Genomic DNA, 13,719 nt, shown 5'->3' with positions numbered 1-13,719 from the left:
CGGTTACATTCCGAACCCGGAAGTTAAGCTCTTCAGCGCCGATGGTACTGCACCGGGGACGGTGTGGGAGAGTAGGTCACCGCCGGACAATCTTTTTCATGTGGGGCCCTCACCGTTGGTGGGGGCCCTTCGTGTTTCCCGGGGTGCTTTCTTGCTTCCCGAGGGTTCTTTCCCGGGGGGTTCTTCTGGCCTTGGTGGGGTTCTTCTCCTGCGGGCCCCTGGCGTGCTCTCAGCCGTCACGCCTTCCGCTCGTCGGCGGCAGCGAAGACCTCAGGAACGCCGACGCGAAAACAAGTACGCCGACGGAATCGACGTCAGACATCCGACGCCGCTCATCGGCACATGAGTCTTCCCGCCGCGGCGATGGCCTGTCCCACCGCCGGGGAGTTGAGCTGGATCACCACCTGCCGGCGACCGTCCTCGCTGGTCATCGCGATCCCGGAGTACCCGTAGATCAGCCCGGAGTGATTCCACACGTGGGTGCCGCAGGTCAGCTTGTCGGCGTACACGCCCATGCCGCCCGCACGCTTGAAGTCGGCCCCCGCAGGCAGGCGTCCCGCTGCCGCCCCTTCGACCGTCCCCTTGCCAGGGGCCCGCGTCCGTGCGCCGGAGGACGGACCCGTGCCTTTACCCGAGCCTGCTCCGAAGAGGGCCTCGTAGAGGGTGCCCACGTCCCGGGTGGTCGACACCAGGCCTCCCGCGGCCCAGAAGATGGAGGAGCTCACGGTCGTCGACCCGGGGCCGTCGCCCTGCCTGCCCCGGGCGAGTCCCTGTGGCAGGAGCTCCCGGGGGAGCTCGGTGTCACGCAGCCGCAGGGGGCCGGTGATGCGCTCGGACAGCGCCTCGGAGTAGCTCTTACCGGTGACCTTCTCTATGACCAGGCCGAGAAGGATGTAGTTGCTGTTGGAGTAGCGGTTGACCCCCCGCTTGCCGGGCCTTCCGCCGTAGCCGAGCAGCTCGCGCGGCGGCCAGTCACGGGTGTGCAGGCCACGGTCCACGACGGCGTCCGTGAAGCGGGAGTCGGTGAGGTAGTCCGGTATTCCGCTGGTGTGGGTGAGCAGCTGCTCGACGGTCACCCTGTCCGCGCCGGGAAGGACACCGGGGAGGAGTTTCCCGAGCGTGTCACCGAGAGCCAGCCGCCGCTCGCGTACCAGCTGCAGCACGACCGCGGCGGTGAAGGTCTTGGTGACGCTCGCGATCCGGAATCGGTGATCGACCCGCATGGGAGTCCTCGTCGCGAGGTCGGCGAACCCGGCGGCGGCCTCCCGGATCCTTCCGTCGTCACGGAGGTGCACGACGGCTCCGGGGGACCCGGCCGACACCAGGTCGTCCGCCACGGCCTGGACCTCGGAAGCCGCTCCGGGAGAGCCGGCCGAGGGAGAGCGTGGTGCGCCGGAGGGCTGTGGCGTGCCGGGGGCGGCGGGCGCGGCCGTACGGGTGGAAGGGGAGCAGGCGGTCACCGCGATCACCAGTGAGATCGCGCCCAGAAGGGCCGCACGCATCCGATGTCCCCTTCCCGTACCCCCGCACCGTCGAGGTCCTGACGGTACAAGCCCGCCGACCGGAAGGGAACATCGCGGTGGAGCGGAGGAGCGGAACGGCTCCCGTGAACCGGCACGGGGCCTCCCCGTCGCGGTGAGGCGGCGGTGAGGCGGCGGGAAGGCCCGTGTGCGTGACCCCGGGTGACTCCGGCATCGTGTTCGTGACCCTGGTCACCCCGACACGGGACCCGGGTGACCCCGACGCGGGACCCGGATGGCCCCCGGCCCGAGGCGCCGCGCACAGGAACCCGAGGGCCCGGTGCAGAAGCCCGGGGCCGCGGACACGGGAACCTGAGGCCCCGGGCGCAGGGGCCCCAGGTTCCGGACGCGAGCCCCGGGAGAGGCCGCGGTCAGTGGCGCGAGCTCTGGAAGAGACCGCGGTCAGTGGCGCGGGCCTTGGGAGAGACCGCGTCAGTGGGGAGCGAGATCCAGGTCCTTGATCCTGGGGTCGCCCTCGTCGGCGAAGTAGTGGTCGGGCTTGGTGGTGTCGTCCCCGTCGTGCGCCTTGGCGGCGCGCGCGATGAGCGTGCCGATCGCGGCGACGGCCAGGTTGACCGCGAGCGCGACGATGCCCGCGTAGATCGTCATCTTGGTGTCCAGGCCCAGCTTCTCCAGCGGGAACGCGGACCCGGCGAAGTGCAGCTTGCCGGTGGCCGGGTTGCCGATGTTGTAGAGCATGAGCATGCCGGCCCCCATGCCCGCGGCCCATCCGGCGATCAGGCCGATGCGGTGGAACCAGCGGGTGTAGAGGCCGAGCGCCACCGACGGGAGCGTCTGCAGGATGATGACGCCGCCGATGAGCTGCAGGTCGATGGAGAAACCGGTGTCCAGGAACAGGATGCACAGCACCGCGCCGACCTTGACGAGCAGCGAGGTGATCTTCGAGACCCGGGCCTCGTCGGCGTCGCTCGCGTCCGGCTTCAGGTACTCCTTGTAGATGTTCCGGGTGAACAGGTTCGCCGCGGCGATGGACATGATGGCCGCGGGGACCAGCGCGCCGATGCCGATCGCGGCGTACGCGACGCCGGTGAACCAGTCGGGGAACATCTTGTCGAACAGCTGCGGCACGATCGTGTTGTTGTCCTTGCCGATCGGCGTGATGCCGGCCGCGATGGCCATCAGGCCGAGCAGCGCGATCAGGCCGAGCAGCAGGCTGTAGGCGGGCAGCGCCGACATGTTCCGCTTGATGACGTCGCGGTTCTTGGACGCGAGCACGCCGGTGATGCTGTGCGGGTACAGGAAGAGCGCGAGCGCCGAGCCCAGGGCCAGCGTGACGTACTGGAGCTGGTTGTTGGCGTTGAGCAGGATGCCGTCACCGGGGGCGGGGCTGGCGGTGAACTTGGCCTGGGCGGCGTCGAAGATGCCGGACCAGCCGCCCTCGATCTGGGCGGGGATCGCGAAGATCGCGACCAGGATCACGATGTAGATCAGCGTGTCCTTGACGAACGCGATCAGCGCCGGGGCGCGCAGGCCCGACTGGTAGGTGTACGCGGCCAGGATCGCGAACGCGATGATGATCGGCAGGTGGCCGGTCACGCCCATCGACTTCAGCACGGCCTCGATGCCGACGAGCTGGAGCGCGATGTAGGGCATGGTCGCCACGATGCCGGTGATCGCCACCAGCAGCGCCAGCGTGGGCGAGCCGAACCGGGCCCGTACGAAGTCGGCCGGGGTCACGAAGCCGTGCACGTGCGAGACCGACCAGAGACGGATCAGCACCAGGAACACGATCGGGTAGACCACGATCGTGTACGGCACCGCGAAGAAGCCCATCGCGCCCGCGCCCCAGAGCAGGGCGGGTACGGCCACGAAGGTGTAGGCGGTGTAGAGGTCGCCGCCGACCAGGAACCAGGTGACCCAGGAGCCGAAGTTCCGGCCGCCCAGGCCCCACTCGTCGAGGCTGGCCAGGTCGTTCGGGCGCCGCCAGCGCGCGGCCATGAAACCCATGCCGCTGACCAGCAGGAACAGCGCCGAGAAAACGATGATCTCAGTCAGATGCGCTTCCATCGGGTCACCGCCGCCGCTTCGTCATCTGGTAAACGATCGTGGTGCAGGTGACGCCGATCAGGATGAAGGCGAGCTGGAGCCAGTAGAACAGCGGGAAGCCGAGAAGCCGTGGTTCATCGGAGTTATACAGGAACGGCAACAAAGGTAGGATGATCGGTACGATGAGCAGCCAGTTCCATGGGCTGCGATCGCTCCGACCACCGTCTGGAGTGGTCAACACGGTCTCCTCGTAGTGGAGAAGGGACGTCCGGACAGGATCGTCCCGTTCGGCTGACCGGCAGCGTAATTACACGACCATTTCATTGAGGTCACCGAGCGCCGAGCGGATCGGTTCACGCGACGAGCGGTAGGTGAGTCATCACATTCCGCCCTTTGCCGACGTCACAGCGGCCTCGGCCGGTGAGCACCTGCGGCTCGGCGATGGATTCCTACCGGTCACCGCACGGGTGATCCCACCTCTTGACGCGGGAGCGGGCGTCCCGAAAGCGCAGGCCACACCGGATCGCGATCTTCCGCGCCTCGTCCGCCGGCCGCGACGGCGGCACTCGGTCGGACGTCCCCCGCCGAGTCGGTCCTCGCCGGTCGCGCGGAGGCGCCGAGCAGGACCGCGCCGAGCACCCCGGCCGCCCCGGCGAGCTGACCGGCGGACAGGGCCTGCCCGAGCACCGCCCAGCCGAGCCCGGCGGCCACCACCGGGCTGAGCAGCCCCAGCAGGGTGAGCCGGACCGGGGCCAGGGAGGTCACCCCGCGGAACCACAGGAAGTACGCCAGTGCCGTGCCGACGACGGTCAGGTAGCCGAAACCGGCGAGGTTCGTCCCCGTCAGGACGGGCGGCAGGCCCTCGACGACGAGCGCGGCGGGCAGCAGGAGCAGCCCTCCGGCGGCCAGCTGCCACCCGGTGAGGGCCAGCAGCGCGGTGCTCCGGCTCGCGTACCCCTCGGGGGTGCCCCAGCGCCGGCCCAGGACGGTGCCCAGCGACATGGTGACGACCCCGCCGACGGCGGCGATCAGCCCGAGCGGGTCGAGGGTGACGGCCGAGCGCAGCACCAGCAGGGCCACCCCGGCGACCCCGATCACCGCGGCCACCATGGCCCGGGGGGCCGGACGCTCCCCGAGCAGCGGGAACGCCAGGGCCGCGACCGCGAAGGGGGCCAGGCCGCCCAGCACGGACGCGACCCCGCCGGGCAGCCGGTACGCCGCCACGAAGAGCAGGGCGAAGAACAGGCCGATGTTGAGGGTGCCGAGGACGGCCGAGCGCCACCACCAGGCCCCCCGCGGCAGCGCGAGCCGCCCGGCGAGCACGGCGACGGCCGCGCAGAGGAGCAGCCCGGCGGGCAGCGCCCTGACCGCGCCCGCCAGCAGCGGGCGGTGAGCCGGCAGCAGCTCCGTGGTCACCAGGTACGTCGTGCCCCACACCATCGGGGCGACGGCGCTGGCGACGATCGGCCTAATGTCTCTCATGAATAAGTATCTTAGCACTAAGCTAATCATCGGCAAGCTAACATGTCGGCATGGCAGGGGACACGGCCCGCGACGACGTCGACCGCATCGTCATGCAGTGGGCGCGCGAGCGCCCGGAGCTGGAGACCGGGGCGATGGAGGTGTTCGGCCGCATCAACCGCCTCGCCCGGATCGCCGGTGACCTCCAGGAAGAGGTGTACGCCCGGTTCGGGATCAACCGCGGGGAGTTCGACGTGCTGGCGACCCTGCGCCGGTCGGGGGAGCCGTTCCAGCTCTCGCCCAAGGAGCTGTCGGCCTCGCTGATGCTGACCTCGGGCGGCATGACCGGACGGCTCGACCGGCTGGAGCGCGCCGGGCTCGTCACCCGCTCGCCCGACCCGGACGACCGGCGCGCCCTGGTGATCACCCTGACCGGCCGCGGGCGCGAGGTGGCCGACGAGGCGGTGGTGGCCGGCCTGGCGGTCCAGCGCGAGCTGTTCGACCGGCTCCCGGCCCGCAGCCGCGAACGGCTCGCCGACCTGCTGCGCGACCTGCTCGCGGCGGCCGGTTCCGACGGGCCCGGCTGACCGCGCCGGCCGGGGCCGGGCCCCGCCTCCTCGCCCCTACTCGTGCCCGCCTCTCCCGTGCGCCTTGACCGGTAGGACATTCCCTACCTATTGTCGGCGCATGACGATAACCCATGTCCAGCTGCTCTCCCTGCCCGTCACCGACCAGGACCGGGCGAAGAGCTTCTACGTCGACACCCTCGGCTTCGACCTCGTCTCGGACAACCCGATGGGCCCCGACCGCCGCTGGGTACAGGTGGCCCCCAAGGGCGCCCGTACCTCGATCACGCTCGTGAACTGGTTCGACACCATGCCGCCCGGCTCCCTCAAGGGCCTGGTGCTGGAGACCGACGACCTCGAGGGCGACGTGGCCGCGCTGAACGACCGCGGCGTGGCCGTCGAGGGCGACATCCAGCGGTCACCGTGGGGGCGCTACGTCACCTTCGACGACCCCGACGGCAACGGGATCGTGCTGCAGGCCACCGCGGTGGACGCGCCCGCCCGTGGCTGAAGCGGACGTGTTCGCCGCGGTGGCCAGCCCCACTCGGCGCAGGCTCCTCGGGCTGCTCCTGGAGAACGGGCCGAAACCGGTCCAGGAACTGGCCGAGCACTTCGACATGCGCCGCCCGAGCCTGTCGGAGCACCTCAAGGTGCTCAAGGACGCGGGCCTGGTGGTCGAACGCAGGGCGGGCAGGCAGCGCCTGTACTCCCTGCGCCCCGAACCGCTGCGGGAGATGTCCGCCTGGCTCACCCCGTACGAGCGCTTCTGGAGGGAGAGACTCTCCAGCCTTCGCGACCTCCTGGACGCCGAGGACGATGACGGCCTTTCGAGCACCGAGGACGACGACCGCGATGGCTGACCCCACACTGATCAGGACCGACCAGTACCTCGCCCACCCGCCGCGCAAGGTCTGGCGCGCGCTCACCGACCCCGACCTGCTGGCGCGCTGGCTGATGCCCGGCGACTTCAAGCCGGTCGTCGGCCACCGGTTCACGTTCCGGACCGAGCCCCGGCCGAACCGGGGGTTCGACGGCGTCGTGCACTGCGAGGTCCTGGACCTCGAACCGGAGCGGCTGATGCGGATCTCCTGGTGCGGCGGAGGGCTCGACACCACGGTCACCTGGACGCTGGAGGCCGAGGGGCGCGGCACCCGGCTCCTGTTGGAACACGCCGGGTTCGACCCGGACGACCCGATCCAGCAGAGCACCTACGTCATCCTCGACGGGGGCTGGCGCTCGCACGTTCTGAGCCGGATGGAGAAGGTGCTGGCGGACGCCTGAGCCCCTCCTCGTGACCTCTCCTTCCGGGGAGGGCTTTCTCTTCCTAGAAGCACGGGCCGCGGGCTCCCGAAGGCCGCGGGCTCCCGAAGGGCCGTGAACTCCGGGAGGCCGCGGCTCCCGGGGAGAGCGTCGGCCGTGGGCACCGCGGAAAGACGCCCTCCCCGGGAGGGGGCAGCGGAAAGCCGCCCTCCCCGAAGACCCGGAAAGACGCCCTTCCCGGAAGCCCGCGAAAACATGACAAGAGATGTCCCCTTTTCCTGCCAGGCTCGCCGCATGAACAGAACGCTGGAAGGAAAGGTCGCCCTCGTCGCGGGGGCGACGCGGGGGACGGGCCGGGGGATCGCGGTCGAGCTGGGCGCGGCGGGCGCCACGGTCTACTGCACCGGCAGGAGCACCCGGCAGGGGTCCTCGGAGATGAAGCGGCCGGAGACGATCGAGGAGACGGCCGAGCTGGTCACCCGCGCGGGCGGGCAGGGCATCGCGGTCCAGGTGGACCATCTGGAGAGCGAGCAGGTGCGCGCCCTGGTGGAGCGGATCAGGGGCGAGCGGGGAAGGCTCGACCTGCTCGTCAACGACATCTGGGGCGGGGACCCGCTGACGGAGTGGGACGTCCCCGTCTGGCGCCACTCCCTCGACGACGGCCTGCGGATCCTCCGGCTGGCCGTCGACACCCACCTGATCACCAGCCACCACGCGCTGCCCCTGCTGATCGAGAACCCCGGCGGCCTGGTGGTCGAGGTGACCGACGGCACCCTGGAGTACAACCTCGCCAACTACCGGCTCTGTGCCTACTACGACCTGGCCAAGCTCTCGGTGAACCGGCTGGCGTTCATCCAGCACCACGAGCTGCGCCCGCACGGGTGCGGCGCGGTCTCGCTGACCCCGGGCTGGCTCCGCTCGGAGAGCATGCTGGAGGGCTTCGGCGTCACCGAGGAGAACTGGCGGGACGCCACGGTGGCGCAGCCGCACTTCGTGATCTCCGAGTCGCCCGCCTACACCGGCCGCGCGGTCGTCGCCCTGGCCACCGACGAGGACCGGCTGCGCTGGTCCGGGCAGGCCGTGTCCAGCGGTCAGCTCGCCCAGGTGTACGGCTTCACCGACCTCGACGGCAGCAGGCCCGACGCTTGGCGCTACATCGAGGAGGTGGAGAGCAAGGGCAAGCCGGCCGACGCGACCGGCTACCGCTGAGCGGCGACCGGCGCCACCGGCCCCGCCGGGCGGACGGGCCCACCGGGCTCACCGACCCTGCCTGCCTGGCCGGTTCCACGGCCCCACCGCTTCCCGGGCGCCGCCGGCCGTGACGACCCCGTCAGCCGTACAGGTCGCGCAGGCGGGTGGCGGCGTCGGTGAAGCGGGCGCGCAGGGCGGGCGGGCCGAGGACCTCCGCCTCCGGGCCGAAGCGGAGGATCTGGCCGAAGGCGACCTCCAGTGACTCGACGGGCAGGCGGATCGTGATCCATCCCTGCCCGTCGGGCTCGCCCGCGGACGCCAGCGCCTCGCCGAGGGCCGCGGGGTCGGCGAAGATCGGGAGCAGGCGGTGCCCGGCCGGGCTGAGCCGCACGACGACCCGTTCGGCCAGCAGGGAACCGGCGAACCGGGCGGCCCTCTCGCTCCAGAACGCGGCCAGGTCGAAGGTGTCGTCCCGCTCGAAACGCCGGTCGGAGTGGATCTCGATCTCGCCGAAGCGATCCACCCGGTAGATCGCGAACCGGGTCGCCAGGTACCAGACCCCCGCCTTGAGTACGAGCCCGTACGGCTCCATGGGCCGCCGGTCGGCCTCACGGTGCCCGGCGGCCGTCGCCGGTGCGGCCGTCCCGTCCCGGACGGGACGCCGGTAGGCGGCGGTGATCGGATGGTCGCCCCAGACCGCCCTGGCCAGCGGGGCCAGTGCCACGGGCGGGGGCCGCTCGCTCACGAACCAGCCCGGGGCGTCCAGGTGGAAGCGCTGCGCCGCGGTCGCGGGGGCGTCCCGCAGGCCGGGGGACAGGGCGGCCGAGGCCTTCAGCCGTGCCGTGGCGGCCACCTCGCCCAGCCCCATCTCCCGCAGGGCCTCCGGAACGCCCGACAGGAACAGCGCCTCGGCCTCGGCGCGGTCGAGCCCGGTCAGACGGGTGCGGTACCCGTCCAGCAGCCGGTAGCCACCGCCGCGCCCGCGGTCGGCGTAGACCGGCACGCCCGCCTCCGACAGGGCCAGCACGTCACGGTGGACGGTCCGCTCGGAGACCTCCAGCTCCCGCGAGAGCTCCGCCGCGCTCATCCGGCCGCGCGCCTGGAGCAGCAGCACCAACGACATCAACCTGGCCGCGCGCATCCCCCGACCCTAACGCGGCGCGCCCCGCGCACGAGCGGGGGAGCGCCAGGGCCCGGCCGGGTGCCGCGGCGCGGAACGGCGCGGCCACCTTGCATGATCACCGCTGACGCGGGTACCCTGGCCCCATGCGACACCCTCTCACCCAGCAGTGGTGGCGCCGCTTCTAGGCGGCGCAGGTTTCGCATTTTCGCGAGCAGACAGACGGCCGCCCGGAGAGGCGGCCTTTTCTGCGTCCGCTCCCTCTGGGCATCAGTAGATCAAAGGGGCGATACCGCAGTGGAGACGAGCCGATATACCACCGCCGGCGGCATAGGGGTCGAGGTCACCGCGTCCGACGTGCCGGAGACGGTGCTCGAGGACGTCGTCACGACCCTCGGGGAACGCCGTGGCGGCGTGCTCTCCTCCGGGATGGAGTATCCCGGCCGTTACAGCAGATGGCATCTCGCCTACGTCGACCCGTGTCTGGAGATCGTCGCGCGGGGGCGCAGGATCTCCGCCAGGGCGCTGAACGCCCGCGGCAGGGTGGTCCTCCCGGCCATCGTCTCCTGCCTGCTGGCGGCCGGAAAGCCGGTCGAGGAGCCGACCGCCGACCACGTCGAGGTCCACGTGGCCGAGTCCGAGGAGATCCTCCCCGAGGAGATGCGCAGCCGCCGGCCCACGGTCTTCACCGCGATCCGTGAGGTCATCGCCGCCTTCCGCGGCGAGAACGAGCACCTGGGCCTGTACGGCTCCTTCGGCTACGACCTGGCCTTCCAGTTCGAGCCGATCCGGCAGGTCCTGCCGCGGGCCGCCGACCAGCGCGACCTGGTGCTGCACCTGCCCGACCGGATCATGGTGATCGACCGGAAGCGGGAGACCAGCAAGGAGTTCCGCTACGAGTTCACCGTGGACGGCGTCTCCACGCACGGGCTGGCCCGCGAGGGAGAGGTCGTGCTGCTGCCCCCGGCGCCGTCCGAGCTCCCCGCCGACCCCGTGAAGGGCTCCTACGCCGAGGTGGTCGCGGCGGCCAAGGAGAAGTTCGCCCGCGGTGACCTGTTCGAGGTCGTCCCCGGCCAGGTCTTCCACGCCCCCTGCGCCGACCCGGCCGCCTTCTACCGGGGACTGCGCAAGGTCAACCCGGCGCCGTACGAGTTCCTGTTCAACCTCGGCGAGGGCGAGCACCTGGTCGGCGCCTCCCCGGAGATGTACGTCCGGGTCAGCGGCGACCGCGTCGAGACCTGCCCCATCTCCGGCACCATCGCCCGGGGCGGCAACCCGGTCGAGGACGCCGACGCGATCCGCACCCTCCTGTCCAGCGTCAAGGAGGAGTCGGAGCTGACCATGTGCACCGACGTGGACCGCAACGACAAGTCCCGCATCTGCGTGCCCGGCTCGGTCCAGGTCATCGGCCGCCGTCAGATCGAGATGTACTCCCGCCTGATCCACACCGTCGACCACATCGAGGGCCGGCTGCGGCCGGGGTTCGACGCGCTCGACGCCTTCCTCACCCACATGTGGGCCGTCACCGTCACCGGCGCGCCCAAGACCTGGGCGATGCAGTTCATCGAGGACCACGAGGCCACCACCCGCCGCTGGTACGGAGGGGCGGTCGGCTACATCGGGTTCGACGGCTCGATGAACACCGGCCTGACCCTGCGGACCGCGCAGATCCGCGGCGGGATCGCCACCGTCAGGGCCGGGGCCACGCTGCTGTTCGACTCCGACCCCGAGGCCGAGGAGCGCGAGACCGAGCTCAAGGCCAGCGCCCTGCTCGGCGCCCTGGCGGCGGTCGGCGCGGCCCCGCAGAAGCAGGCCGCGCCCGCCCCGGCCGCCGAGCTTCCGGGCGCCGGGATGAAGGTGCTGCTGGTCGACCACGAGGACTCCTTCGTCAACACCCTCGCCGACTACTTCCGCCAGCAGGGCGCCGAGGTCGTCACCCTCCGCCACGGCTTCCCCGCCGAGATGATCGACGAGATCGACCCGTCCCTCGTGGTGCTCTCGCCCGGCCCCGGCTGGCCCTCCGACTTCGGCCTGCCCGGCCTGGTCGGCGCGCTCTACGAGCGCGACCTTCCGGTGTTCGGCGTCTGCCTCGGCCTGCAGGGCATGGTGGAGCAGGCCGGGGGCGAGCTCGAACTGCTCTCCTACCCCGAGCACGGCAAGCGCGGCAGGGTGCGCAGGCTGGGCGCCAGCGCGCTGCTCGACGGGCTCCCCGAGGAGTTCACCGCGGCCCGCTACCACTCGGTCCACGCCAAGCAGCCGGGCGTGCTCGGCTTCACCGCCACCGCCCTGACCCCGGACGGCGCGGTGATGGCGATCGAGGACGTGGAGCGGCGCCGCTTCGCCGTGCAGTTCCACCCCGAGTCGATCCTCACCGCCGAGGGGGACGCCGGAGCGAAGATCATCGCCAACGTCCTGCGGCTCTGCCGCACGCCCGGGTAAAGAACCCGTACAGCCCGTCCCTTCCCCGCCCGGCCCTCGCCCGGGGCGACCGTAGAGTTCTCCCGGACGAGAGCCGGGCGGGGCCCGGGCGGGGACGACGGGCGTACCGGCGGATCCTGCGGGATGCGGCGGCACGCCGCGGGCGGGGAGGAGCGGGCATGAGGCCGGACGGCGTGCTGCCCGTCGAGCTGCCCGACGTCGTCCGGGAGGCGCTGCTGGCGCCGCTGGTCGACCAGAGCTGCCACGGCGTACGCCGCGACGACCTCACCCGGGCCCGGTTCGAGACGCTGCTGTCCGAGACGGGCGTCCCGGCACCCCCCGGCACCACGCACTTCGACACCCCGGCAGGCGCCGCGGTCCGCCGCTGGTGCGCGCCCGTCCTGGACCTTCCCCCGCACGTGCCGCCGGCCGTCTACCTGGCCCGCCGGGCCGAGCTGGGGGCCGCCGAGGTGAACCGGCGGCTGCTGGGCGCCGCCGGGATCGCCACCTTCCTGTTCGACGACTCCGCCGCCCCCGGCGGGCCCGAGGTGCTGCCTCCGGCCGAGATGGGCCGGACGGGCGGGGCGGGCACCGTCGCGGTGGCGCGGATCGAGCGGGCCGAGGAGGAGGTCGCCGCGAGCGCGGTCTCCGCGGTCGCCTACGTCTCGGCCCTCGCCCAGGACCTCGCCGCCCGCGCCGCGTGCGCCGTCGCCCTGAAGTCGGTCACCGCCCACCGCGCCGGTGCGCACCCCGACGAGGCCAGGCCGAGCCGGGGGACGGTCATCGCGGCGGCGGCCCGGAGGCTGGCCCGTCCCGGGGAGCGCCTCACCGACCCGGTGCTGCTGCGCCACCTGCTGTGGACGGCCGTGGACGTGGCCAGGGAGTACGGGCGGCCGCTGCAGTTCCACGCCGGGCCCACCGGCTCGGGCACCGGATTCGTCGTGGCCGTGCAGCCGATGGGCGTGCCCGTCGTCCTGCTGCGCTGCCACCCCTTCCACCGCCGCGCCGCCCACCTGGCGAGCACCCTTCCGCACGTCTACGTCGACGTGGGAGCCGCGCCGGCCCGCGGCGCCACCGGCTCGGCCACCGTGATGGCGGAACTGCTGGAGTCGGTGCCGTTCCACCGGCAGGTGTTCGGCTCCGGCGGCCACGGCGTGGCGGAGACCTGCCACCTGGGCGCCCTGCACTACCGGCGCGGCCTGGCCGGGGCGCTGGCCGCGCGGCTGGCCGACGGCGAGTGGAGCGTCGCCGACGCCGCCCGGGTGGCCCAGATGATCGGCTCCGGCAACGCCCGCAGGCTCTACCGGCTGTGACGGCTCCCCGGGGAGCCCGCGGATCGCGGGGACGCGCGGATCCGGGGGTCTTCCCGGGCCCGCGGGCCGGCCCGGTTACGATATGGCGCGACCGACGACGTGATGAGGGGGACCCAGGTGGCGGGCGACGAGACGGGCGACGGCACACAGGCACGTTTCCTCGACGACGTGAGCGTGGAGCTGGTCAAGCACAGCGCCTCCGACTCCGACGTGCTCTGGGCCGCGCGGGTCTCGACCGCGGGGGAGCAGTCGCTGGAGGAGATCGGCAAGGACCCGGCGCGCTCGAAGGGCCTGATCAACTTCCTGATGCGCGACCGGCACGGCAGCCCCTTCGAGCACAACTCGATGACCTTCCTCGTCTCCGCGCCGATCTTCGTCTTCCGCGAGTTCCACCGTCACAGGGCCGGTTGGTCCTACAACGAGGAGAGCGGGAGGTATCGCGAGCTTCGTCCGTTTTTCTACGTGCCCGGCCCGGAACGCAGGCTCGTCCAGGAGGGCAAGCCCGGGCAGTACGTCTTCGTGGAGGGCGACGCCGGGCAGCACAAGCTCGTCACCGAGGTGATGGAGGGGTCCTACCGCGCCTCCTACGCCGCCTACCGGGAGATGCTGGAGGCCGGGATCGCCCGGGAGGTGGCCAGGGCCGTGCTGCCGGTCGGCCTGTTCTCCTCGATGTACGCCACCTGCAACGCCCGCTCGCTGATGCACTTCCTGTCGCTGCGCACCAGGAACGAGCAGTCGGCGGTCCCCTCGTTCCCGCAGCGCGAGATCGAGATGGTGGCCGAGAAGATGGAGGCCGCCTGGGCGGAGCTGATGCCCCTCACGCACGCGGCCTTCGTGGCCGCCGGCCGGGTCGCCCCCTAGGG

Annotated in this window: 13 protein-coding genes and 1 rRNA gene; 9 read left to right on the top strand and 5 right to left on the bottom strand. The window is 72.0% G+C overall.

What is annotated here, in order from left to right:
• Positions 1 to 88 (top strand): 5S ribosomal RNA (gene rrf, locus ACIBCT_RS34555); the annotation flags it as partial.
• Positions 89 to 332: 244 nt separating this feature from the next.
• Here the strand turns inward: rrf and ACIBCT_RS34550 are convergent.
• The 4 genes from ACIBCT_RS34550 to ACIBCT_RS34535 form a co-directional block, all read right to left on the bottom strand.
• Positions 333 to 1,502, bottom strand: a complete 1,170-nt coding sequence (locus ACIBCT_RS34550; RefSeq protein WP_399195943.1) for a serine hydrolase — start codon at positions 1,500 to 1,502, stop codon at positions 333 to 335.
• A gap of 450 nt (positions 1,503 to 1,952) precedes the next feature.
• Complete coding sequence (mctP, locus tag ACIBCT_RS34545; protein ID WP_399195941.1) at positions 1,953 to 3,548, bottom strand: monocarboxylate uptake permease MctP; 1,596 nt, start codon at positions 3,546 to 3,548, stop codon at positions 1,953 to 1,955.
• 4 nt (positions 3,549 to 3,552) lie between these two features.
• Complete coding sequence (locus tag ACIBCT_RS34540) at positions 3,553 to 3,765, bottom strand: DUF3311 domain-containing protein (RefSeq protein WP_399195939.1); 213 nt, start codon at positions 3,763 to 3,765, stop codon at positions 3,553 to 3,555.
• Between the two features lie 218 nt (positions 3,766 to 3,983).
• Entirely contained in the window at positions 3,984 to 5,009 is a 1,026-nt protein-coding gene (locus ACIBCT_RS34535; protein ID WP_399195936.1) for an EamA family transporter, read from the bottom strand.
• 50 nt (positions 5,010 to 5,059) lie between these two features.
• Here ACIBCT_RS34535 and ACIBCT_RS34530 point away from each other — a divergent pair, with 50 nt between their 5' ends.
• The 5 genes from ACIBCT_RS34530 (at position 5,060) to ACIBCT_RS34510 (ending at position 8,023) form a co-directional block, all read left to right on the top strand.
• Positions 5,060 to 5,575 carry a MarR family winged helix-turn-helix transcriptional regulator gene (locus ACIBCT_RS34530; protein WP_399195935.1) on the top strand — a complete coding sequence of 172 codons (516 nt, stop codon included), beginning with the start codon at positions 5,060 to 5,062 and terminating at the stop codon, positions 5,573 to 5,575.
• A 100-nt stretch (positions 5,576 to 5,675) separates the two neighbouring features.
• A complete protein-coding gene (locus tag ACIBCT_RS34525; RefSeq protein WP_399195933.1) occupies positions 5,676 to 6,065 on the top strand; it encodes a VOC family protein in 390 nt (129 codons plus the stop codon).
• The gene (locus ACIBCT_RS34520; RefSeq protein WP_399195931.1) at positions 6,058 to 6,414 is read left to right on the top strand and encodes an ArsR/SmtB family transcription factor; all 357 of its coding nucleotides are present in this window, start codon (positions 6,058 to 6,060) and stop codon (positions 6,412 to 6,414) included. The genes ACIBCT_RS34525 and ACIBCT_RS34520 overlap by 8 nt, the downstream gene beginning before the upstream one ends.
• Positions 6,407 to 6,835 (top strand): SRPBCC domain-containing protein, encoded by a 429-nt coding sequence (locus tag ACIBCT_RS34515; RefSeq protein WP_399195929.1) that lies wholly within the window; start codon positions 6,407 to 6,409, stop codon positions 6,833 to 6,835. Before ACIBCT_RS34520 ends, ACIBCT_RS34515 begins: the two co-directional genes overlap by 8 nt.
• A 273-nt stretch (positions 6,836 to 7,108) precedes the next feature.
• Positions 7,109 to 8,023 carry an SDR family oxidoreductase gene (locus tag ACIBCT_RS34510; protein WP_399195927.1) on the top strand — a complete coding sequence of 305 codons (915 nt, stop codon included), beginning with the start codon at positions 7,109 to 7,111 and terminating at the stop codon, positions 8,021 to 8,023.
• Between the two features lie 121 nt (positions 8,024 to 8,144).
• Here the strand turns inward: ACIBCT_RS34510 and ACIBCT_RS34505 are convergent, their stop codons facing one another.
• Positions 8,145 to 9,146, bottom strand: coding sequence for a helix-turn-helix transcriptional regulator (locus ACIBCT_RS34505; RefSeq protein ID WP_399195925.1), 1,002 nt, complete (start codon positions 9,144 to 9,146; stop codon positions 8,145 to 8,147).
• A 276-nt stretch (positions 9,147 to 9,422) separates the two neighbouring features.
• On the opposite strand from ACIBCT_RS34505, the gene ACIBCT_RS34500 reads away from it, so the two are divergent.
• From ACIBCT_RS34500 to thyX, 3 genes are all read left to right on the top strand, one after another.
• The gene (locus tag ACIBCT_RS34500) at positions 9,423 to 11,564 is read left to right on the top strand and encodes an anthranilate synthase component I (RefSeq protein WP_399195923.1); all 2,142 of its coding nucleotides are present in this window, start codon (positions 9,423 to 9,425) and stop codon (positions 11,562 to 11,564) included.
• Positions 11,565 to 11,722: 158 nt separating this feature from the next.
• On the top strand, positions 11,723 to 12,856 hold the full coding sequence (locus ACIBCT_RS34495) for an amidohydrolase family protein (RefSeq protein WP_399195921.1): 1,134 nt from the start codon (positions 11,723 to 11,725) through the stop codon (positions 12,854 to 12,856).
• Between the two features lie 102 nt (positions 12,857 to 12,958).
• Positions 12,959 to 13,717 carry an FAD-dependent thymidylate synthase gene (gene thyX, locus ACIBCT_RS34490; RefSeq protein ID WP_344908584.1) on the top strand — a complete coding sequence of 253 codons (759 nt, stop codon included), beginning with the start codon at positions 12,959 to 12,961 and terminating at the stop codon, positions 13,715 to 13,717.
• The last annotated feature ends 2 nt before the right edge of the window (positions 13,718 to 13,719 follow it).

Origin of the sequence: Streptosporangium sp. NPDC050855, from assembly GCF_044456585.1 — a bacterium.
Taxonomy (GTDB): domain Bacteria; phylum Actinomycetota; class Actinomycetes; order Streptosporangiales; family Streptosporangiaceae; genus Streptosporangium; species Streptosporangium longisporum.
The sequence above is the reverse complement of the archived record's forward strand: the minus strand, read 5'-3'. Positions and strand labels throughout refer to the sequence as shown.